Origin of the sequence: Streptomyces mangrovisoli (assembly GCF_000974985.2) — a bacterium.
Lineage (GTDB): Bacteria > Actinomycetota > Actinomycetes > Streptomycetales > Streptomycetaceae > Streptomyces > Streptomyces mangrovisoli.
In genome coordinates this window covers 40298-61590 of sequence record NZ_LAVA02000084.1, presented here as the reverse complement: position 1 = coordinate 61590, position 21293 = coordinate 40298, and the positions used below count along the sequence as shown (strand labels likewise).

The 21293-nt window shown below is 71.9% G+C and carries 21 protein-coding genes; 9 read left to right on the top strand and 12 right to left on the bottom strand.

The window, feature by feature from the left end; all coding sequences use genetic code 11:
- Positions 1–309 precede the first annotated feature (309 nt).
- Together trpS and WN71_RS30230 are read left to right on the top strand one after the other, a co-directional pair.
- Positions 310–1323 (top strand): tryptophan--tRNA ligase, encoded by a 1014-nt coding sequence (trpS, locus tag WN71_RS30235; RefSeq protein ID WP_046584939.1) that lies wholly within the window; start codon positions 310–312, stop codon positions 1321–1323.
- Between the two features lie 184 nt (positions 1324–1507).
- A complete protein-coding gene (locus WN71_RS30230) occupies positions 1508–2095 on the top strand; it encodes a 2'-5' RNA ligase family protein (protein WP_046584844.1) in 588 nt (195 codons plus the stop codon).
- Between the two features lie 59 nt (positions 2096–2154).
- Here the strand turns inward: WN71_RS30230 and WN71_RS30225 are convergent, their stop codons facing one another.
- Positions 2155–2994: a decaprenylphospho-beta-D-erythro-pentofuranosid-2-ulose 2-reductase gene (locus WN71_RS30225; protein WP_079178226.1), complete on the bottom strand. Its 840-nt coding sequence runs from the start codon at positions 2992–2994 to the stop codon at positions 2155–2157.
- A gap of 160 nt (positions 2995–3154) precedes the next feature.
- On the opposite strand from WN71_RS30225, the gene WN71_RS30220 reads away from it, so the two are divergent.
- Entirely contained in the window at positions 3155–4183 is a 1029-nt protein-coding gene (locus tag WN71_RS30220; RefSeq protein ID WP_079178225.1) for a YihY/virulence factor BrkB family protein, read from the top strand.
- On the opposite strand, the gene WN71_RS30215 is transcribed toward WN71_RS30220, so the two are convergent.
- Positions 4131–5519, bottom strand: coding sequence for a D-alanyl-D-alanine carboxypeptidase family protein (locus tag WN71_RS30215; protein ID WP_338058708.1), 1389 nt, complete (start codon positions 5517–5519; stop codon positions 4131–4133). The two genes, WN71_RS30220 and WN71_RS30215, sit on opposite strands and share 53 nt — an antisense overlap.
- Positions 5520–5610: 91 nt before the next feature.
- On the opposite strand from WN71_RS30215, the gene WN71_RS42965 reads away from it, so the two are divergent.
- From WN71_RS42965 to WN71_RS30200, 3 genes are all read left to right on the top strand, one after another.
- On the top strand, positions 5611–5850 hold the full coding sequence (locus WN71_RS42965; RefSeq protein ID WP_046584942.1) for an SCO4848 family membrane protein: 240 nt from the start codon (positions 5611–5613) through the stop codon (positions 5848–5850).
- 16 nt (positions 5851–5866) lie between these two features.
- Complete coding sequence (locus WN71_RS30205; RefSeq protein WP_046584846.1) at positions 5867–7168, top strand: metallophosphoesterase; 1302 nt, start codon at positions 5867–5869, stop codon at positions 7166–7168.
- Between the two features lie 192 nt (positions 7169–7360).
- Positions 7361–8917, top strand: coding sequence for an ABC transporter substrate-binding protein (locus WN71_RS30200; RefSeq protein WP_046584847.1), 1557 nt, complete (start codon positions 7361–7363; stop codon positions 8915–8917).
- A 63-nt stretch (positions 8918–8980) separates the two neighbouring features.
- Here WN71_RS30200 and WN71_RS30195 read toward each other — a convergent pair whose 3' ends face one another.
- Together WN71_RS30195 and WN71_RS30190 are read right to left on the bottom strand one after the other, a co-directional pair.
- Entirely contained in the window at positions 8981–10516 is a 1536-nt protein-coding gene (locus WN71_RS30195; RefSeq protein ID WP_079178223.1) for a sensor histidine kinase, read from the bottom strand.
- Positions 10513–11199 carry a response regulator transcription factor gene (locus WN71_RS30190; protein ID WP_046584848.1) on the bottom strand — a complete coding sequence of 229 codons (687 nt, stop codon included), beginning with the start codon at positions 11197–11199 and terminating at the stop codon, positions 10513–10515. The genes WN71_RS30195 and WN71_RS30190 overlap by 4 nt, the downstream gene beginning before the upstream one ends.
- A 164-nt stretch (positions 11200–11363) precedes the next feature.
- On the opposite strand from WN71_RS30190, the gene WN71_RS30185 reads away from it, so the two are divergent.
- On the top strand, positions 11364–13793 hold the full coding sequence (locus WN71_RS30185) for an MMPL family transporter (protein WP_046584849.1): 2430 nt from the start codon (positions 11364–11366) through the stop codon (positions 13791–13793).
- 42 nt (positions 13794–13835) lie between these two features.
- Here WN71_RS30185 and WN71_RS30180 read toward each other — a convergent pair whose 3' ends face one another.
- From WN71_RS30180 to WN71_RS30165, 4 genes are all read right to left on the bottom strand, one after another.
- Positions 13836–14633 (bottom strand): TetR/AcrR family transcriptional regulator, encoded by a 798-nt coding sequence (locus tag WN71_RS30180; protein WP_079178222.1) that lies wholly within the window; start codon positions 14631–14633, stop codon positions 13836–13838.
- Positions 14634–14642: 9 nt separating this feature from the next.
- Positions 14643–15251, bottom strand: a complete 609-nt coding sequence (locus tag WN71_RS30175; RefSeq protein WP_079178221.1) for a thiol-disulfide oxidoreductase DCC family protein — start codon at positions 15249–15251, stop codon at positions 14643–14645.
- Between the two features lie 5 nt (positions 15252–15256).
- A complete protein-coding gene (locus WN71_RS30170) occupies positions 15257–15664 on the bottom strand; it encodes a hypothetical protein (RefSeq protein WP_046584850.1) in 408 nt (135 codons plus the stop codon).
- Positions 15665–15794: 130 nt separating this feature from the next.
- Positions 15795–16217: a VOC family protein gene (locus tag WN71_RS30165; RefSeq protein ID WP_046584851.1), complete on the bottom strand. Its 423-nt coding sequence runs from the start codon at positions 16215–16217 to the stop codon at positions 15795–15797.
- 129 nt (positions 16218–16346) lie between these two features.
- Between WN71_RS30165 and WN71_RS30160 the strand changes: the two genes are divergently transcribed.
- A complete protein-coding gene (locus WN71_RS30160) occupies positions 16347–16787 on the top strand; it encodes a hypothetical protein (protein WP_046584852.1) in 441 nt (146 codons plus the stop codon).
- Positions 16788–16845: 58 nt separating this feature from the next.
- Positions 16846–17757: a hypothetical protein gene (locus WN71_RS30155; RefSeq protein WP_046584853.1), complete on the top strand. Its 912-nt coding sequence runs from the start codon at positions 16846–16848 to the stop codon at positions 17755–17757.
- Here the strand turns inward: WN71_RS30155 and WN71_RS30150 are convergent.
- The 4 genes from WN71_RS30150 to sdhA all read right to left on the bottom strand — a co-directional run bounded on the left by WN71_RS30150 (position 17712) and on the right by sdhA (position 21290).
- Entirely contained in the window at positions 17712–18059 is a 348-nt protein-coding gene (locus WN71_RS30150) for a hypothetical protein (RefSeq protein WP_046584854.1), read from the bottom strand. The genes WN71_RS30155 and WN71_RS30150 overlap by 46 nt on opposite strands.
- A complete protein-coding gene (locus WN71_RS30145) occupies positions 18059–18631 on the bottom strand; it encodes a hypothetical protein (RefSeq protein ID WP_143074890.1) in 573 nt (190 codons plus the stop codon). Before WN71_RS30145 ends, WN71_RS30150 begins: the two co-directional genes overlap by 1 nt.
- A gap of 143 nt (positions 18632–18774) precedes the next feature.
- The gene (locus WN71_RS30140; protein WP_046584856.1) at positions 18775–19536 is read right to left on the bottom strand and encodes a succinate dehydrogenase iron-sulfur subunit; all 762 of its coding nucleotides are present in this window, start codon (positions 19534–19536) and stop codon (positions 18775–18777) included.
- Positions 19536–21290, bottom strand: coding sequence for a succinate dehydrogenase flavoprotein subunit (gene sdhA / locus WN71_RS30135; RefSeq protein ID WP_046584857.1), 1755 nt, complete (start codon positions 21288–21290; stop codon positions 19536–19538). Before sdhA ends, WN71_RS30140 begins: the two co-directional genes overlap by 1 nt.
- Positions 21291–21293: the final 3 nt, after the last annotated feature.

Genomic DNA, 21293 nt, shown 5'->3' with positions numbered 1-21293 from the left:
CTCGACCCCCCGAGGCATGGCGCCCTGATAGGGGCGCGGGGAACTGCGCGATCAACCACCCCGGACCCGCACCCCCCGTGCCCCCGGCACCACCCCACCCCTCACGGGCACCCCGCCCGCCGAGCACTCGACCCCCCGAGGCATGGCGCCCTGATAGGGGCGCGGGGAACTGCGCGATCAACCACCCACGGCCCGCAGCCCCCGTGCCCCCGGCACCACCCCACCCCGCCCGGGCGGACAGCCGAGCCCGCGGCCGGCGCCCCGCGCCCGGGGGCCGACCTGCCTGCCGCCGATGAGAGAATGGTGAGCATGGCCACTGATCGACCCCGCGTGCTGTCCGGCATCCAGCCCACCGCCGGCTCGTTCCACCTCGGCAACTACCTCGGCGCCGTGCGCCAGTGGGTGGCTCTCCAGGAGTCCCACGACGCCTTCTACATGGTCGTCGACCTGCACGCGATCACGATCCCGCAGGACCCCGCCGACCTGCGCGCCAACACCCGGCTCGCGGCGGCGCAGCTGCTCGCCGCGGGTCTGGACCCGGACCGCTGCACCCTCTTCGTGCAGAGCCACGTGCCCGAGCACGCCCAGCTCGCCTGGGTCATGAACTGCCTCACCGGCTTCGGCGAGGCGTCCCGCATGACCCAGTTCAAGGACAAGTCCGCCAAGCAGGGCGCCGACCGCGCCTCGGTCGGCCTGTTCACCTACCCGGTCCTCCAGGTCGCGGACATCCTCCTCTACCAGGCCCACGAGGTGCCGGTCGGCGAGGACCAGCGCCAGCACATCGAGCTGACCCGGGACCTCGCCGAGCGCTTCAACGGCCGCTTCGGCCAGACCTTCACCGTCCCGAAGCCGTACATCCTCAAGGAGACGGCGAAGATCTTCGACCTCCAGGACCCGGCGATCAAGATGAGCAAGTCGGCGTCCACGCCGAAGGGCCTCATCAACCTGCTCGACGACCCGAAGGCCACCGCCAAGAAGGTGAAGAGCGCGGTCACCGACACCGACACGGTCATCCGCTACGACGCCGTGGAGAAGCCCGGTGTGAGCAACCTGCTCACGATCTACTCGACGCTCACCGGAGCGGGCATCCCCGAACTGGAGGCGAAGTACGAGGGCAAGGGCTACGGCGCGCTCAAGACGGACCTCGCCGAGGTCATGGTCGAGTTCGTGACCCCCTTCCGCGAGCGCACGCAGGCCTTCCTGGACGACCCCGAGACCCTCGACTCGATCCTGGCCAAGGGCGCGGAGAAGGCCCGCGCGGTGGCCGCCGAGACCCTCGCGCAGGCGTACGACAGGGTGGGCTTCCTACCCGCGAAGCACTGAGCCGGACGCCGGGCCGGGCACCGAGACGCACGACCGCACACACGTACCACCGGGCAGAGCGCTGCACATCACTACGGCTGTGCCTGCCCGGAGGACGACTGTGGCCTTACAGTCGATATCCGGCGGCTGAGCAGAAAACAGACACGCCAGACACGCCAGACACGGCACGACGACAGGAGACGACGTGGGGACCGTAACGATCGGTGTGTCGATCGCGGTCCCGGAGCCGCACGGCAGCCTGCTCCAGGAGCGGCGCGAGGGCTTCGGCGACGCCGCGGCTCAGTGCATCCCCACGCACGTCACGCTGCTGCCGCCGACGGAGATCGACGAGGCCGACCTGCCGGCCGTGGACGCGCACCTCGGCCAGGTCGCGGGCGCCGGGCGGCCGTTCCCGATGCGGCTGTCGGGCACCGGCACGTTCCGCCCGCTGTCGCCCGTGGTGTACGTCCGGGTCGCCGAGGGCGCCGAGGAGTGCGGCCGGCTCCAGGCCCAGGTCCGCGACGGCTCGGGTCCGGTCGCCCGCGAGCTCCAGTTCCCGTACCACCCGCATGTGACGGTGGCGCACGGCATCGAGGAAGCCGCCATGGACCGCGCGTTCGCGGAGCTGGCGGAGTACCGGGCCGACTGGTCCTGCACCGGCTTCGCGCTCTACGAGCAGGGCTCCGACGGCGTCTGGCGCAAACTGCGCGAGTACCCCTTCGGCGGCACGGTGGTGCCCCCGCAGGCGGCCCACGCCGACCGCGACACGATCACCAGCCGCCCGGCCTACTGACGCCGCCCCGCGCCCCGCAGCTCACGCCCCGCGCCCCGCAGCTCGCGGCTCGCGCGCGGCTACAGCGGCAGCCGCCGGTACAGCACCCTCGGCAGCAGCCGCAGGGCCGCGCCCACCGGCCGCAGCGACCCCGGCACCCACACCGCCTCCGAGCCTCGCCGCAGCCCCAGTTCGATCGCCGTGGCGACGGCCTCCGGCGTGGTCGCGAGCCGCGGTGCGGCGCGGCCCGCCGTCGCGGCCGTACGGACGAATCCCGGCCGTACGACCATGACGGCCGCCCCCGTGCCGTACAGCGCGTCGCCCAGGCCCTGCGCGAACGTGTCGAGGCCCGCCTTGCTGGAGCCGTAGAGGAAGTCGCGGCGGCGGGCCCGCACGCCCGCGACCGAGGAGAGCACCACCAGCCGGCCGTGCCCCTGGGCCTGCAGCGCCGCTCCGCTGACCAGGCCCGCCGACACCGCGCCCGTGTAGTTGGTCTGCACGACCCGCACCGCGCCCACCGGCTCCCGTTCGTCGTACGCCTGGTCGCCCAGCACGCCGAACGCGAGCAGCACCAGGTCGATCGGGCCCCGCGCGAACACCTGCCCGAGGACCGCCTCGTGCGAGGCGGGGCCGAGCGCGTCGAAGGCGACGGTGCGCACGTCGGCGCCGAGCGCCGCGAGCCCTCGCGCGGCCCGGTCCAGCGCCGCCGAGGGCCGGCCCGCCAGCCACACCGTGCGGGCGCCGCGGACGATCAGCCGGCGTGCGGTGGCCAGAGCGATCTCGGAGGTGCCGCCGAGCAGGAGCAGGCTCCGGGGGAGTCCGTGCGCCGGCCCGGGTCCGTGTCCCCGAGGGGGCTCGTGCGGCCCGCGGAGGGTCTGCGTCCGGCCCCGGCCGGTGACGGAAGCGGTGTCGGAGAACATGCGGGCGACCGTAGCGCCCCTATCGTGGGGATCACGGGTGGAACATTCCTGACCGACCCGGAATGGATCCCGAATGGATCATTAGTGGGACCTGCCACGGTCCCGCGATTCCGGGGAACCCGCACGGTGTGGCGTCCCGCGCACCGGGGAGGAACGGATCATGGACTGGCTGAAGAAGCTTCCCGTCGTGGGCCCGCTCGTGGCGCGGCTGATGCTCACCCACGCCTGTCGGTCGTACGAACGGCTGGACCGGGTGAAATGGACCCGGCTCGCCGCGGCCATGACGTTCATCAGCTTCATCGCCCTCTTCCCGCTGCTCACCGTGGGCGCCGCGATCGCCGCGGCCACGCTCAGCACGGACCAGCAGAAACAGCTCCAGGACAAGATCGCCGAGCAGGTGCCCGGCATCTCCGACCAGCTGGACATCAACGCGCTGGTGCAGAACGCGGGCACCATCGGCCTGATCGCCGGCGCGCTGCTGCTGGTCACCGGCATCGGCTGGGTCGGCCAGATGCGCGACTGCCTGCGCGCGGTCTGGGAGCTGCCCGACCCCGCCGCCAACCCGGTCGTGGTCAAGGTGAAGGACGCGGGCGTCCTGGTCGGCTTCGGCGGCGCCGTCCTCGCCACGATCGCGATCTCCACCGTGGCCTCCGCCATGGTCGGCTGGATCAGTGACCAGCTCGGCATCGGCCGGGTGAGCTGGGGCAGCTTCCTGCTCCACGCCCTCGCCTTCGCCATCGCCGTCCTCGCGGACTTCCTGCTGCTGCTCTACGTCCTCACCCTGCTGCCCGGCGTCGAGCCGCCGCGCCGCCGGCTGCTGGTCGCCGCGCTGATCGGCGCGATCGGCTTCGAACTGCTGAAGCTGCTGCTCAGCGGCTATATCCAGGGCGTGGCGAGCAAGAGCATGTACGGCGCCTTCGGCGTCCCCGTCGCCCTGCTGCTGTGGATCAACTTCACCGCGAAACTCGTCCTGTTCTGCGCGTCCTGGACCGCCACGGGGAGCAAGGAGGCCGGGGAGAGCGAGCAGACGGGCGGGACCGGGGCGAGCGGGGAGACCGGGGCGAGCGGGGCGCGCGAGGGGACCGGGGCGGGCGGCGCGGGCCGGTCGGGCGAGGGGACCGGACCGCGCACGGACGTCACCCGCGGGGGCGGCGACGCATCAGATCGGGCAGCGGCCAGCGGCGGTTGACCAGGTACGCCCCGGCCGCGAGCAGCGCCAGCACCCCGCCGGCGACGCCCAGCGCGATCCCCACGCCGCCCGAGCGGACCGGCCGTCCGGCGGCGTCCGGCTGCGGGCTCCGGGCGCCGTCGCCGCCCGCCTGCCCGGAGGGGTTGGCACCCGGCTGGGCGCTCGCGGGCGCCGCGCCCTTCGGCGGCACCAGCTCACCGACCGGCGTCACCTTGCCGTCGGCGGTGAACCCCCAGTCGAGCAGCTTGGCGGCCTCCTTGTAGACCTCGTTGTGCTCGTCCTCCTGCGGGTGCATGACGGTGACCAGCAGGACGTGCCCGTCGCGTTCGGCGACCCCGGTGAAGGTGGCGCCCGCGTTCGTGGTGTTGCCGTTCTTCACGCCCGCGATGCCCTGGTACACCGGCACGTCGGTGTCACCGGCCAGCAGCCGGTTGGTGTTCTGGATCTCGAAGGAGTCGCCGCCCTTGCCGCCCTCGTCGCCCTTCTCCGTCTCCCCGGGGAACGTCGCCCGCACGGTCGAGCAGTACGTGCGGAAGTCCTTCTTCTGGAGCCCGGACCTGGCGAACAGCGTCAGGTCGTACGCCGACGACAGCTGGCCCGGGGCGTCGTAGCCGTCCGGCGTCACCACGTGGGTGTCCAGCGCCTGGAGGTCCTGGGCGTGCGCGTTCATGTCCGCGACCGTCTTGCCGAGACCGCCGTTCATGGACGACAGCACGTGCACGGCGTCGTTGCCCGAGCGCAGGAACACGCCGAGCCAGAGGTCGCGGACCGAGTAGGTCGCACCCTCCTTTATCCCCACCATGCTGGAACCGTCGCCGATGCCCGCCAGGTCCGCCGGGACCACCTTGTGCCGCTCGGCGCTCGGCAGGGTGGGCAGCACGGTGTCGGCGAACAGCATCTTCATCGTGCTGGCCGGGGCCAGCCGCCAGTGCGCGTCGTGCGCGGCGAGCACCTCGCCGGACTCGGCGTCCGCGACGATCCACGAGCGGGCGGTCAGGCCCTTCGGCAGCACCGGCACGCCGGCCGCGAGCTGGACCTGCGTGCCCGCCACGCCCAGCCGCGCGCCGCCCACCGTCGACATCCGCGCGGGAGGCGTGGCCGACGGGCTGCCGCTCGCGGACGGGTCGGAGGGGTCGGACGTCGCGGACGCGCCGGAGCCCGCGGACGGGCCGGAGGTCGCCGAGGGGCCGGAACCCGTGGCGGCGCCGGAACCCGCCGACGGGCCGGGCGAGACCCCGGGCGCGGCGAGGGCGACGGGCGCCGACAGGGCGAGGGACAGCGAGGCCGCGGCTGCGACCAGCGGGAACCGCCTGCGCGGCGGGACGGGAGCGGGCACGGACGAGACCGTACCCGCCGCGTGGGCCGATGTGCCGCTCCCCACCCCACCCCGGGACCGGAACCGGCCGGACGGCGGAGATACTGAACGCATGAAGCTCACCCGCCCCCTCTCCTGGTTCCTGCTCGCCTTCGGGGTGTACTCGTGGGTCATCTGGGTCACTTTCGTCAAGAATTTGGTCGCGGACAGCAGTGGGCAGGCGTTCCACGACGGCAGTCCGACCGCCTTCTTCTGGGTGCATCTGACGCTGGCCGTCGTGTCCTTCGTATTGGGGACGGTCATCGGGGGCATCGGGTTGCGCGGCCTGCGCGCACTGCGCCGGACCGCATAGCGAAAGGGCCGGCAGCGTGATCGTCGTCTTCGTCCTCGCCGCCCTGGTCGCGCTCGCCGTCCTGGCGCTGGGGCACTGGTACCTGTGGCGGCGGCTGGTGCGCGACACCACCCGCGGCCCCGGCGCCGCCCGCCGCGCGGGCACCGCCGTCTTCGTGGCCGGACCCGTCCTGATGGTCGCGGCCCTGGTCACCGAGCGCTCCCACGCGCCCTTCTGGCTCCAGCGCACGCTGGCCTGGCCGGGGTTCCTGTGGATGGCGCTGGTGCTGTACCTGCTGCTCGCGGTGGTCGCGGGCGAGGTCGTACGACCGCTGCTGAGGCGCGTCGTGGAGCGCCGGGCCGCCACCGCGGCGCGGGCGGCCGCCCCGGAACCGGAACCGGCCGTGCGGACGCCCGAGGCCGTACTGCCGCGCCCGCGCCCGGAGCCGGACGGCGGCGCCACGCCGCCCGAGCCTCCGCCCGCCGTCACCCCGGACCCGCCCGGGTCCGACGGCCCCTCCCGGCGGCTGTTCGTCTCCCGGGTGGTCGGGGGCGCCGCCGCCGCGGCCGCCGTCGGTACGGTCACAGGCGGCACCTACGGCGTGCTGCGCGGGCCCTCCGTCAAGCGGGTCTCCGTGCCGCTGGCCAAGCTGCCGCGCTCCGCGCACGGGTTCCGGATCGCGGTCGTCAGCGACATCCACTTGGGCCCGATCCTCGGCCGGGGCTTCGCGCAGAAGGTCGTCGACACCGTCAACCACACCCGGCCCGACCTGATCGCGGTCGTCGGCGACCTGGTGGACGGCAGCGTGAAGGACCTGGGGCCCGCCGCGGCCCCGCTGGCCCGGTTGCAGGCCCGCCACGGCGCCTGGTTCGTCACCGGCAACCACGAGTACTTCTCCGGCGCCGAGCAGTGGATCGAGGAGGTCCGCACGCTCGGTCTGCACCCGCTGCTCAACGCCCGCACCGAACTGCCCGGCTTCGACCTCGCCGGGGTGAACGACCTCCAGGGCGAGAGCGAGGGCCAGGGCCCCGACTTCGACAAGGCGCTCGGCGACCGGGACACCACCCGCGCCTGCGTGCTCCTCGCCCACCAGCCCGTCCAGATCCACGAGGCCGTCCGGCACGACGTCGACCTCCAGCTCTCCGGCCACACCCACGGCGGGCAGCTCTGGCCCGGCAACCTGGTCGCGGAGCTCGCCAACCCGACCGTCGCGGGCCTCGAACGCTACGGCGACACCCAGCTCTACGTCAGCCGTGGCGCGGGCGCCTGGGGGCCGCCGACCAGGGTCTGGGCGCCGTCCGACATCACGGTCGTGGAGCTCTTGTCCCGCAAGGCGTGAAGCGCTTTCTGAGCGCCCTGTCCGGAACATTGGATTCCACTGTGCGTGGTCACGAGAACACTCATGGGTAACGTCTTGCTCATGTCCCTCACATCCTCTTCCCCCGCCTGAAACTCCTGTGGTTATGTGTGTCGCCGCCGCTAGGGGAGCGGCATTTCCACAGGGCCCTGGCCGGGTCCGGGGAGGGCACCCATGCGATCGGTTCGCATGCGCATTCTCGCCACGCTCGCCGTACTGGCGGCCGTCGGCGTCGGCGGCTGGCAGTTACTGCCGTCGCAGGAGAACACCGGCAAGACCATCACCGTCGGCACGACCGACGCCGTCACCTCGCTGGACCCCGCGGGCGCCTACGACGCCGGCTCGTGGGCCCTGTACAGCAACGTCTTCCAGACGCTGCTGACCTTCCAGCCGGGCGGCTCCTCGCCCGTCCCGGACGCGGCGAAGTCCTGCGGCTTCGTGGGCACCGCCCTGACGACGTACCGCTGCACGGTGCGCGACGGGCTCACCTTCCCGAGCGGGCGCGCGATGACCGCCGAGGACGTGAAGTACTCCTTCGACCGGGTCAAGAAGATCGCCGCCGACGTCGGCCCGTCCTCGCTGCTCTCCACGCTCCGCTCGGTCGACGCGAGCGGCATGACGGTCACCTTCCACCTGTCCTCGGCGGACGCCACCTTCCCGTTCAAGGTGGCCACCGGGGCCGGCTCGATCGTCGACTCCACGGAGTACCCGAGGAACTCCCTGCGCACCGGCACCTCCGTCGACGGCACCGGCATGTACCGCCTGACGTCGTACGACAAGGGCAAGCAGGCCCGGCTCAAGCCCAACCCCGGCTACCAGGGCGCGGTCTCGGGCGGCGGGCGCCCCATCGACCTGCGGTACTACGGCTCCGCGGCGCAGCTCGACACCGCCTGGAAGACCAAGCGGATCGACGTCGCCTCCCGCGCCCTGACGCCCAAGCTGCTGGCGAGCCTGTCCCCGAGCGACCCCGACATCAGGGTCTCGGTCTCCGACAGCTCCGAGACCCGCAACCTGTACTTCAACACCCGCTCCGGCTCGCCGCTGCACGACGTGCTGGTCCGCCGCGCCATCGCGCTGCTGGTCAACCGCGAGCAGCTGGCCGCCACGGTCTACGACGGCACCGTCGACCCGCTCTACTCGCTGATCCCGACCGGCATCACCGGCCACACCACGGCCTTCTTCGACGCCTACCCCGAGCAGGACGTGCAGAAGGCGAAGGCGCTGCTGAAGCAGGCCGGCGTGACCACCCCGGTCACCTTCACCTACGGCTACGGCAAGGGGCGCGGCGCCGCCGCCGAGGAGGCGGCGGACCTGAAGCAGCAGCTGGAGGCGAGCGGCCTGTTCAAGGTCCATGTCGTGGGGTACGAGTGGACCGACTTCCAGAAGCGCTGGGCGGGCGGGAAGCTGGACGCCTACGCGGTCGGCTGGGTCGCGGACTACCCCGACCCGGACACCTTCGCGGCCCCGCTGATCGGCACCGGCTCCACGATGAACACCGGCTACAGCAACAAGATCGTCGACGGGCTGATCCAGGACAGCCAGCGGTTCGTCGAACGCGACCGGACGGACGCCGACTTCCGCGACCTCCAGGCGGACGTGGCCGCGGACGTGCCGCTGATCCCGCTGTGGCAGGGCAAGGAGTACGTGATCAGCACCGAGGACATCGGCGGCGGGCAGTATCTCTCCGACGGCACGGGCGTGTTCCGGCTGTGGAAGCTGTCGTGGATCTGAGCCGACCGCGGACCGGGCGCCCGCGCACCTCGGAACGTGACGTGAACCGCTCGCGGTGCCGTGTCACGGCAGCGCGGGCGCCCTCGCCGGGGCCGCGCCCTGGTCGTGGGCGGCTCCCGGATCCTGGGCGGCTCCCGGGTCGTGGGCGGCTCCCCGGGGCAGGGTGACCGTCACCTCCAGGCCCCGGTCCGGCTCCGTGCGCACCGACACCGCGCCGCCGTGCGCCTCCACCACGCCCTGCACGATCGCCATGCCCAGGCCGCTGCCGGCCCCGCCGCCCACCCGGAAGAACCGGTCGAAGATCCGGGCCGCGTCCTCCGCGTCGAGCCCCGGACCCTCGTCCGCGACGCGCAGCCGCACCGCCCCGTCCACCCGGTCCACGCCGAGCCGTACGGGCACGTCGGCGGGCGTGTGGGTGCGGACGTTGGCCACCAGGTTGCCGAGGACCTGCCGCAGCCCCGACTCGTCGGCGTGCACCAGCAGGGCGCCCTCGGCGTCCACCGCGACCGGCCGGCCCGGCTGCTGGGCACGCAGATCCGCCGCCGCGTCCCGGACCAGCCGGCTCATGTCGACGTTGCGGAACCGCAGTTGGGGCCGCTGGTCCAGGCGGGCGAGGGTGAGCAGTTCGTCCACGAGCCGCCCCATCCGGTCGACCTCGCCGTTCATCCGGTCCCAGGCCCGCCGGCGCTCGTCGGGATCGCGCAGCATCCCCTGGTCGTAGAGCTGGAGGTAGCCGCGGATCGCGGACAGCGGGGTGCGCAGCTCGTGCGAGGCGTCGGCGACGAAGCGGCGCAGCTGCGCCGCGCTGCGCTCGCGGGTGCGGTGCGCCGACTCCACCTGCTGGAGCATCGAGTTGAGCGCGAGGCGCAGCTGCTCGACCTCCTGGGTGGGGTGGTGGCTGGAGGGCACCCGCCGGGTCAGGTCGCCCTCGGCGATCGCGGAGGAGGTCTCCACCATGTCCTCCAGCGGCCGCATCCGCGTGCGGACGCTGAACATCGTCAGACAGGCCAGCAGCGCGAGCAGCAGGGTGCCGACCGCGAGGTCGAGGTGGAGCGCCTTGCTGATGCCCTTGTGCAGGGCGTCCGCGGAGGTGGCGAGCAGGATGTAGTCCCCGTCGGACAGGCGTACGGCGGTGGCCCGGTAGGCCGCGCCGTGCACCTGGACCTCGCGCGGCTCGGGCGCCGCGGCCAGCGCGCGCGGGTCGCCGGCCGCGGCGGCCAGGGCGTGCTGCGCGGCCGTCGGCTCGAACCCGGCGATGGTCAGCGACCGGCCGGTGGAGTCGACGGCGGTGAAGATCGACTGGGGGCGGGCCTGGCCGCCGTCCGGCGGGGTGACGAACCGGTCGCGGACCACGGCGAGCGCGGCCAGCGAGTCGACCTGCTCCAGGGTCAGTCCCGAAGCGCCCAGCGACTGGCGGGTCTTGGTCAGCTGGGCGTCGATCTGCCCGAGCAGGTAGTGCCGCATCCCCATCAGGCTCACGGCGGTCGCGACGACGATGCCGACCGCGAGCAGTGCCACGTTGGCCAGGGTCAGCTTGCCGCGCAGCGAGTGGATGCCGTGGTGGCAGCGCAGCCGGGCCGGGAGCGAGGGCAGCCTCATGCCAGCCCGTATCCGATGCCCCGGCGGGTGGTGATGACCGGCGGCCCGAGGGCGTCGAGTTTGCGCCGCAGATAGCTGATGTAGGTCTCCACGACGGTGGATTCGGCCGGCGCGTGCTCGTACTGCCAGACGTGGCGCAGCAGTTGCTCCTTCGGTACGACCCGGCCGCCGTTGCGGACCAGGAAGCGCAGCAGCGCGTACTCGGTGGGGGTCAGCTCCACCGAGCGGCCCGCGCGGCGCACCGAGTAGGTGGCCTCGTCGAGTTCGAGGTCGCCGTAGCGCAGGGGCGGCCGTTCGGGCAGCACGTCGGCGGGCCGGGTGCGGCGCAGCACCGCGCCGATCCGCGCGACGACCTCGTCGATGTTGAACGGTTTGGTGATGTAGTCGTCGCCGAAGCCGAGGGCGCCCACTATCTCGGCGGGGGAGTCCCGCGCGGTCAGGAAGACCAGCGCGAGGCCCGGCTGGCGGGCGCGCAGCTCGCGGCCGAGGGCCCGCCCGTCGCCGTCGGGCAGCATCACGTCGAGCAGGGCCACGTCCGGGCGGGTGCCCTCGGCGAGCGCGAGGGCCGCGCGGACGGTGCCCGCGGTCATCACCTCGAAGCGGTGGAAGCGCAGGGCGATGGCGAGGACGTCCGCGATGCTCGGTTCGTCCTCCACGACCAGCACGGTGCCGGGAGCCGTCATGCCCTCAAGTATCGGCGCGGGGGCGGGCGACGGGGGCGGCCGGTCCCTTGGAGTTCCTTGAGAGTCCGCCGTGACGCCTCCCCGTGCGCGAGCCCCGCCGGAAATCCTGGTGCCCACGACCTGGGGGACCGACCGAGCAGTGAAGGAGTCAGAGCGTGGCGGCATTGGCGCGGTGGTGCTACCGGCACCGGCTGGTGGTCGTGGTCGTCTGGGTGGCGGCCTTGCTGGGCCTGGGCGTTTCGGCCTCGGCGGCGGGTACGGACTACGCGAACGTGTTCTCCCTCCCCGACACCGATTCGAAGCAGGCCTACGACCTGTTGCAGAAGGCGTTCCCGGCGGGGGCCGGCGACACGGACACGGTGGTGTGGCGGACCACCGGCACCTCGGTGCGGGAGGCGTCCGTCAAGGAGCGGATCCAGCCCGCCCTGGACGAGATCGCGCGGATGAAGGGCGTCGGTGAGGTCACCGGCCCCTACTCCGGGGCGCAGGGAGCGGCGCAGATCAGCCGGGACGGGCACATCGCCTATGCCCGGATCACCTTCACCGAGCAGGCGAACGCGGTGCCCAAGGACCTGGTGCAGCGCGTCCTCGACACCGCGCAGGGGGCGCGCGCCGAGGGCCTTCAGGTCGAGCTGGGCGGGCAGGCCATCCAGCGGGTGCAGCAGCCGCCGCAGGGCCTGTCGGAGACGGTCGGCATCCTCGCCGCGGCCGTCGTGCTGTTTCTGGCGTTCGGCTCGTTCCTCGCGATGACGCTGCCGATCGGGATCGCGGTGTTCGGCGTGGGCACGGGGCTGTTCTCCGTGCAGCTGCTCAGCCACGCCACCGACATCCCCGACATCGCGCCGCTGCTGTCGTCGCTGATCGGCCTCGGCGTCGGGATCGACTACGCCCTGTTCATCGTCACCCGGCACCGGCGCGGCCTGCTGCGCGGCATGGATCCGGAGGAGTCCGCGGTCACCGCGCTCGACACCTCGGGGCGGGCCGTGCTGTTCGCGGGCGGCACGGTGTGCATCGCGCTCGCCGGGATGCTGGTGACGCGGCTGCGCTTCCTGGACGGCGTGGTCATCGGCACCTCGCTGACCGTCGTGCTCAGCGTGCTCGCGGCGATCACCCTGCTGCCGGCCCTGCTCGGCCTGCTCGGGCCGCGGGTGCTCAGCCGCGGACAGCGCCGCAGGCTCGCGGCCGAGGGCCCGGAGCCGGAGCGGGCGAGCGGTCTCGCGGCCCGCTGGTCGGGGGCCGTGCAGCGGCGCCCGCGCGCGATCGCGGCGGTCGCCTTCGTCGTCATGGCGGTCCTCGCGCTGCCGGTGCTGTCGCTGCGCCTCGGCGCCACCGACCAGGGCAACGACGACGCCTCCACCACCACCCGCAAGGCCTACGACCTGCTGGCGGACGGCTTCGGACCCGGCTTCAACGGGCCGCTCCAGGTGGTCGTGCAGAGCGGCGACACGACCGCGCTGGTCAAGGACATCCGGGCGACCGCGGACGTCGCCCAGGCCGGGGCGGTGCCCGCCCGCGGTGGTGTGACCGTCGTCCAGGTGGTGCCGAAGACCTCGCCGCAGTCGAAGCAGACCGACGACCTGATCGACGACCTGCGCGACCGGGTGATCCCCGAGGCCGGGGTGCAGGCCCATGTCGGCGGGGTGACCGCGATCTCCAAGGACTTCGCGTCCGTCACCGGCGACCGGCTGCCGTACTTCGTCCTGACCATCATCGGGCTCGGGTTCCTGCTCCTGATGGTGGCGTTCCGCTCGGTGGTGGTGCCGCTGACGGCGGCCCTGATGAACCTGATCGCCGCGGCCGCCTCCTTCGGCGTCCTCGTCGCGATCTTCCAGTGGGGCTGGGGCCTGGATCTGCTGGGCCTCGGCAAGGAGGGCCCGATCAACGCCTTCCTGCCGGTGATCATGCTGTCGCTGCTGTTCGGACTCTCCATGGACTACCAGGTGTTCCTGGTCAGCCGGATGCACGAGGAGTGGGTCCACACCAAGGACAACGCGCGCGCGGTGCGGGTCGGCCTCGCGGAGACCAGCCGGGTCATCAACAGCGCCGCGCTCATCATGGTCTGCGTCTTCATGGCGTTCGTGCTCAGCGGCGACTCGGGCGCGGCGATGGCGGGCGTCGGCCTCGCGGCGGCGGTCGCCCTGGACGCGTTCCTGCTGCGCACCGCACTCGTGCCGGCCGCGATGCATCTGCTCGGCTCGGCGAACTGGTGGCTGCCGGGCTGGCTGGACCGGCGGCTGCCGCATCTCGCGGTGGAGCCCGCCGACCCGGCCGCGGAGCGCGGCGCCCCGGCCGACGGCCCCGGCCCCGGCGCGTCCGGTCCCGCCTCGGCCGTGCACGGCTTCGTCCGCGCCGCCGACGGCGCCGCGGTGGAGGGCGCGTCGGTCTCCCTGCTGACCCGCGGCGGCCGCCGCCTGGACGGGGTGGCCTCGCTGGCCGACGGCTCCTACATCCTGTCGGTCCCGGCCCCGGGCCCCTACCTGCTGTCGGTCTCCGCGCCGTCGTACCTCTCCCGCGCGGAGCAGGTCGTGGTGCAGGACGGGCCGCTGGTGTACGACGTCGAGCTGGCCGACGGCGAGGTCGACGCGGTCAACTGACGTACGGCCGACGCGGTCGACCGACGTACGACCGGAGGTTGTTCAGTCGGACTTCTTGCCGGGGTCGGGCAGTGCCCGGGTCATCCCCGGCAGGAAGTCCGTGAACAGTTCGTGCACCTCGCGGACCAGGGGGCGCAGCACGCGGAAGCGGGCCAGTGACACGCCGCGGGCGGTCAGGCGGGCGCCGCGCTCGGCGAGCCGGTAGCTGCGCTCGCGCCCCTCGGTCCGGTCGAAGATCCAGTACAGCACCAGGCCCATCTGCGACAGCCACATCAACTCGGGCAGGATGTCCCGCAGTTCGTCCGGGACCTTGGTCTTCGTGGCCCCCGCGAGCACCTGCCGGTGGACGCTGATCGCCTCCAGGCGGGCGTGCTCCGACTCCGGCGAGAACGGGCTGAGCGGGCTGTCCGGGTCGGCGGCGTTCTTGAAGAACTGCACCGCGAACTCGTGGTACGGCGTGGCGATGTCGAGCCAGGCCGTCAGCACGCCCCCGAGCCGCGCCTCCAGTTCGGTCTCCCGGGCCAGGACCTCCCGGACCGCCGCCTGGTGCTCTGCGGCGATCCGGTCGTAGAAGCCCTGGATCAGGTGCTCCTTGCCGTCGAAGTAGTAGTAGGCGTTGCCGACGGAGACGCCGGCCTCCTTGGCGATGGCCCGCATGGTCGTCTTGTCGTAGCCCCGCTCCTGGAACAGCCGCATCGCCGTCTCGAGGATCAGGGCGCGGGTCTGCTCGGACTTGCTCAGGGAGCCGGCCGCGCCGGGGCGGTCGTCGGCGGCCGCCGGACGGTCGTCGGCGGCTGCCGGTCGCTCGCCGGGCGCGGGGCTGTCGTTCTTCGCGGGCACGGACCGAGCCTAACCAGTGGGGCAGGTCCCGTCGTCACAGGCCGGTGCGTGGTGGGTCCACCCGCGGTCCGGGTCGTACCACCAGCCGTCCGCGCGCCGGTAGCCGGTGCCGCCCCAGCGGGGCTGGGTGTTCCACTGCGCGCCGCGCCACTTGGCCGCGCCGAGCACCGCGCCGCGGGCCAGCCGCGCGCCCGTGGGGGTGCTCAGCCGGTGGGCGAGCGGGCGCAGTTCGCGCAGCGCCCACAGCACGACGATCCAGGCGGCCGTTCCCCGGTAGACCTGGCCGGCGTCCCCGACGACGGTGACCTCGTCGAGGGTGGCCGCGTGGTCGAGCCCCGGCAGGCGGCGCCGGGCCTCCGCGGAGCCGGCCGGGACCAGTTCGAGCGGCACGAGCTGCGCCTGCCGTACGAGCCAGTCGCGCACGTGGACGCAGAGGGAGCAGTCGGCGTCGTACAGGACCGTGAGCCCCCGGACGGGGACCCGCGGGGCGGCGTCCCGGACGGGGGCGCCGGGCGCGGTGGCCGCTGCCGGGGCCGCGGTGGCCCGCACCGGGGCCCCGGGTGCCGTCGCCCCGACGGGGGTGCCGGGCGTCGCGGCCCGGCTCCGCCGTTCGGTCATGGCGCTCACGCCCCGGCCGTCGGGGCGACCCAGCCCTGCGGGGCGACCGGCGGGACCTGCTCGCGCTCCATGAGCCCGCGCCGCCGGATCCGGTTGAGCACGTAGACGTTGCCCAGGTGCATCACGCCGAGGACCAGCAGCACCACGCCCAGCTTGGTGGACAGGGCCTCGAAGATGCCGCGGGTGTCGGCTATGTCGTCGTCGCTGCTGAGATACAGAGCGACGAAGCCGAGGTTGACGAGGTAGAAGCCGACCACGAGCAGGTGGTTGACGGCGTCGGCCAGCTTCTCGTTGCCGTGCAGCACGTCGGCGAGGAAGACCCTGCCGTTGCGGCTGAGCGTGCGGGCGACCCAGACGGTCAGCGCGATGCTGACCAGCAGATAGATGACGTAGGCGATGACGGTGCGGTCCATGCCCCACCCCTCCGTGAGCATTCTTGAACCCGTTCAAAACGCTGACGAGAGAGACTCTAGACGCGTTTCTGAACACGTTCAACTCGGCGGGGGAGTGGCGCCGTTCACGCCCGGCGCGCACCAGCGCCCTTCACATCCCGCGTGCCCCCGTGCGCCCCAGCTCGGGCCGCTTGCCGTAGTCCGTGAACCCGACGACGTTGCCCCAGGGGTCCGCGATCTCGACGGTCCAGCCCGTGGCCACGGCGAACGGCTCGTCGAGCAGCCGGATCCCACGGTTCGTCAGCACCTTGGCCGCCAGCCGCGCGTCGGCCACCTCGACCCATACCCGCCCCGACGGCCAGGGCGGCGGCCGGTGCCCGACGGCCTCCTCGGCCCGCAGCAGGATCCCCGGCGTCTCGCCCCCCACCTTGAGCGACGCGATCCCGCCCGCATCGAACCGGAACCCCACGGCGAACCCGGCACGCCGGTAGAAGTCCACGGCCTCGTCGAGATCTCCGACGGGCAGAAGAACATGGTCGAAACCGAGCAGTTCGTACGACTCGTCATCTGACATGCGATCACATTAGGAGCAGAAGCGAAGCTTGCCGGGCGGCCTGCCCGCGGGGTCACTCATTGAGCCGAGAAGCGGCACGCGACGGCGCTACGCTGAGCCGCCTTCAGTACGGCACGTGAGGGGGCGGGCATGGCGTTGGGGACGGAAGCCTTCTTCGGCGAAGTGCGGGCGGCGTTCGCCGATGTGGCCGAGCGGCTGGGGCTGGACGGCCCGGGCCGGGCGGAGGTGGATCGGCATCTCGCCGTGGCCACGTATTCCGGTTCCGGGGTGACCTACAACGCCGTACTCGGCCTGTGGCAGGGGGACATCGAGATCCACGCCTGCCGCGCGACGGCCTGGTCCGAGTGCAAGGTCGGCGTGGAGGGGCTGGCCCTGGCGGCGGGTGTGGTGGGCCGCCGGGGCGGGGTCACCTTCGGCGCCCGCAGCGTGCGACAACTGCGCAAGTCGCTGACCGGCCAGGTCCGTTGCGTCGAACTCGTCCACCCACTGATCTCCGGCGAGCCGGACTCGGCGCTCCGGCTGATGCGCGCGGCGGGCGCGAGGGAGTGGCGCAAGCCCGCCATGAGGTGAGAAAGCCGCCGGCCTCATACTGAACACCGCTCAGGGGTGTTCGGGGAGGACGGGCTTCGTGCGACGGGTGCTGTCGGTGCGCTTCGCGCCGTGCGCGCTGTTCGTCACGGGCGTGCTCGCGCTGATCCGCGCGGGAAGCTTCTCGGGCCGGAGCCACTGGGCCACGGTGTGGCCGCAGCGACCCACCGCCATGCTGGAACTGGTTGCAGCGACCGCCGCCGGCGCAGCAGTACTCGGCCTCCTGGTGCAGCCGTTCCAGGTGCGGGCAGTGCGCGTGCTGGAGGGGTACTGGGACCGCTGGCCGCTGACGGCCCGGCTGGCCGGATTTCTCGCCCGCGTCCAGCGCAGACGCTGGCGGGCCTTGCAGCGGCGTGCCGTGGCGTCGGCGGACGACGACACCGACCGGCGGGTACGGGCCGACGCGCGTCGGCGCCTGGCCGTCCGGCCCGCGGTCGAGGTGCAGTTGCCCACCGCGCTGGGCAACGCGCTGCGAGCGGGGGAGTTGAGCGCGGGCGAACGCTACGGACTGACGACGCTGCCCTCCTGGCCGCGTATCTACCTCCAGGTCTCCGAGCGGCTGGCCGAGGTGCTCGGCTCGGCACGCGACACCCTGGATGGCGCGGTGAACCTGTGCTGGGCGTTCTCGGCCCTCTCGGTCCTGGGCGTCGTCGCCCTGCATGACGAGCCGTCGGCCTGGTGGCTGTGTCTGGTCGGCCTGATGCTGGCGGCGGTGGCGTACAAGGGCGCGGTCACCGCTGCGCAGGCGTACTCCGGCCTGATGCACATCGTGTACGACCTGCACCGCTTCGACCTGCTGGACGCGCTGCACTACCCACTGCCCGCGGACCCGGCGAGCGCGGAGGCTCTGTTCGCGGAGCTCTCCGACGAGTTCGCCGGGCGCCGACCGCGGCGGCGGCCGTACGATCAGGCGTCGTCGGCCGGACCGGAGGCGGAGTCACCGGAGGGCTGACAGTCGTCCAGGACCGCCCCCACCTTCTTGAGCTGAGCGAGAAGTTCCTCGTTCCCGCAGAGCGCCAGTACTGCCGGCGGCAGACACCTGAAGGGGCATCCGGGCATGTGCTGCATCGTGAGAGCCCCGGAGATCTCGAGGTGGGCCTTCGCGGCTTCGGGCCCCACCTGGAGCGCCTCTTCCCACTTGTCGATGTCGCGCCTGGAGAACCTCGCGTTCGGAAATGTCGCGGGGCACTGGAGCTGGGGGCACTCGATCGTTCCCGGCCCGTTGCCAGGCAGTGTCACGTCGTAGAGAACCATCAGGTCCCTCCGTCCAAGGGCTTTGGCTTTTCTGGGGTCTCATCGAAGCGCTCGTGGAAGAGGTGGTGGAGCCACCATGCCTCGACCAGGGCGCTCGCGAGCGTCAGTCCCGAGGCGATCCAGCGCACCACGGCATGGTTGTCGCGCGGGAACAGAGCGGTGGACACCGCAAGGATCAGCAGCATGGTGCCGGCGTTGAAGACCACTACTGCAAGGCGATTGCGCTTTCTCCACTCGATGAAATGCTTGGTGCGCCTCACCAGTATCCCGGCGCGTTTGGCCTCGTCTTCCGTGTACCAGGCGGCGATGGTCTCCCGGTTGTAAAGGTACTTCCGGGCGTCGGCACCTATTTGAATGCTTGCGATCAGCGCGATGGATGAGGTGACCACAAGGAGCAGAGTCAATTCAGGGACTCGAAATTTTGTGTCGTCGACGATGATCACGCCCACGAGGGTCAGCGCTGCCCCCGTCAGCAGTGGAGCCGTCATCGTCTGAGTGAACGAGGTCGCCTCGGCATAGCCGAGCGGATACGGGACTCGCGGTCCTATCTCAGGTTTCAGGTTCTGTGTCATGACCCGCCCCACCGATTGGGCAATGTGCCCGGAGTGTGGCAGGCGGAACGGGCCGTTCAGTAGATGGCAATTTCGGCCGGGAACGCCAGAGGGCCCTGTTTCCGGAGTTTCGGAAACAGGGCCCTGAGGCGAAGCCGAGGAGATCAGTAGCGGCGCGTGATCAGTGCTCGCTTGACTTCCTGGATGGCCTTCGTGACCTCGATGCCGCGCGGGCAGGCGTCCGTGCAGTTGAAGGTCGTGCGGCAGCGCCACACGCCGTCGCGGTCGTTCAGGATCTCCAGGCGCTGCTCGCCGGCCTCGTCACGCGAGTCGAAGATGAAGCGGTGCGCGTTGACGATCGCGGCCGGGCCGAAGTACTGGCCGTCGTTCCAGAACACCGGGCAGGACGACGTGCACGCGGCGCACAGGATGCACTTGGTGGTGTCGTCGAAGCGCTCGCGGTCCTCGGCGGTCTGCAGGCGCTCGCGCGTCGGCTCGTTGGTGTCCTTCGTGATCAGGAAGGGCATCACGTCCCGGTACGCCTGGAAGAACGGCTCCATGTCGACGACCAGGTCCTTCAGGACCGTCAGGCCCTTGATGGGCTCGACCGTGATCGGCTTCTCGGGGTTGATGTCCTTGATCAGCGTCTTGCACGCGAGGCGGTTCTTGCCGTTGATCCGCATCGCGTCCGAGCCGCAGATGCCGTGCGCGCAGGAGCGGCGGAACGTCAGCGTGCCGTCGACCTCCCACTTGATCTTGTGGAGGCCGTCGAGGACGCGCTCCTTCGGGTCGATGTCCAGCTGGAAGTCTTCCCACACCGCCTCGGCCGAGACCTCGGGGTTGAAGCGGCGGACCCGGAACGTGACCGTGATGTACGGGGAGGCCGCGGACTCCGCCTCGACCTTGTCCAGAACGGGGGTTGCCATCAGTACTTACGCTCCATCGGCTGGTAGCGGGTCTGCACGACCGGCTTGTAGTCGAGACGAATGGAATCGGTGCCGTCGGCGCCGACCTCGCGGTACGCCATGGTGTGGCGCATGAAGTTGACGTCGTCGCGGTTCGGGTAGTCCTCGCGGTAGTGACCGCCGCGGGACTCCTTGCGGGCGAGCGCCGAGACGGCCATGACCTCGGCCAGGTCCAGCAGGTTGCCCAGCTCGACGGCCTCCAGCAGGTCGGTGTTGAACCGCCGGCCCTTGTCCTGGATCGCGACGTTCTTGTACCGCTCGCGCAGCTCCGCGATCTTCTCGACCGCCGTCTTGATCGTCTGCTCGGTGCGGAACACCATGACGTTGGCGTCCATGGTGTCCTGGAGTTCGCGGCGCAGGGTCGCCACCCGCTCGGTGCCGGTCGAGGAGCGCAGGTTCTCGATCTGCTCGACCACGAGCGAGGCCGGGTTCTCCGGCAGCTCGACGTACTCGGCCTTCTGGCTGTACTCGGCGGCGGCGATGCCGGCCCGGCGGCCGAAGACGTTGATGTCGAGGAGGCTGTTGGTGCCCAGGCGGTTGGCGCCGTGCACGGACACGCAGGCGACCTCGCCGGCCGCGTACAGACCCGGGACGACGGTGGTGTTGTCCGAGAGGACCTCACCCTCGACGTTGGTCGGGATGCCGCCCATCGCGTAGTGCGCGGTGGGCTGGATCGGGATCGGGTCCGTGTAGGGCTCGATGCCGAGGTAGGTGCGCGCGAACTCCGTGATGTCCGGGAGCTTGGCGTCCAGCTGCTCCGGCGGGAGGTGCGTGAGGTCGAGGTAGACGTGGTCGCCCTCGGGACCGCAGCCGCGGCCCTCACGGATCTCCGTGTAGATGGAGCGGGACACGACGTCACGGGACGCGAGGTCCTTCATGACCGGCGCGTACTTCTCCATGAAGCGCTCGCCGTCCTTGTTGCGGAGGATGCCGCCCTCACCGCGGGCGCCCTCCGTCAGCAGGATGCCCATGCGCCAGATGCCGGTCGGGTGGAACTGGAAGAACTCCATGTCCTCCAGCGGCAGCCCGCGCCGGTAGACGGCGGCCTGGCCGTCACCGGTCAGGGTGTGCGCGTTGGACGTCACGCGGAAGAACTTGCCGCAGCCGCCGGACGCGTAGATCACGGCCTTCGCCTGGAAGATGTGGATCTCGCCGGTGGCCAGCTCGTAGGCGACCACGCCGGCCGACGTCTTCACGCCGTCGACCTCGGTGATCAGCTGGTCCAGGACGTAGAACTCGTTGAAGAACTCCACGCCCTCCTTGACGCAGTTCTGGTACAGCGTCTGGAGGATCATGTGGCCGGTGCGGTCCGCGGCGTAGCAGGACCGGCGCACCGGGGCCTCGCCGTGGTTGCGGCTGTGCCCGCCGAAGCGGCGCTGGTCGATGGTGCCGTCCGGCGTGCGGTTGAACGGCAGGCCCATCTTCTCCAGGTCGAGGACGGAGTCGATGGCCTCCTTCGCCAGGATCTCGGCGGCGTCCTGGTCGACCAGGTAGTCACCGCCCTTGACCGTGTCGAAGGTGTGCCACTCCCAGTTGTCCTCCTCCACGTTGGCGAGCGCGGCGGCCATGCCGCCCTGCGCGGCGCCCGTGTGGGAGCGGGTGGGGTAGAGCTTGGTCAGCACGGCGGTGCGGCTGCGCTTCGTCGACTCGATGGCCGCGCGCATACCGGCGCCACCGGCGCCGACGATGACGGTGTCGTACTTGTGGATCTTCATGAT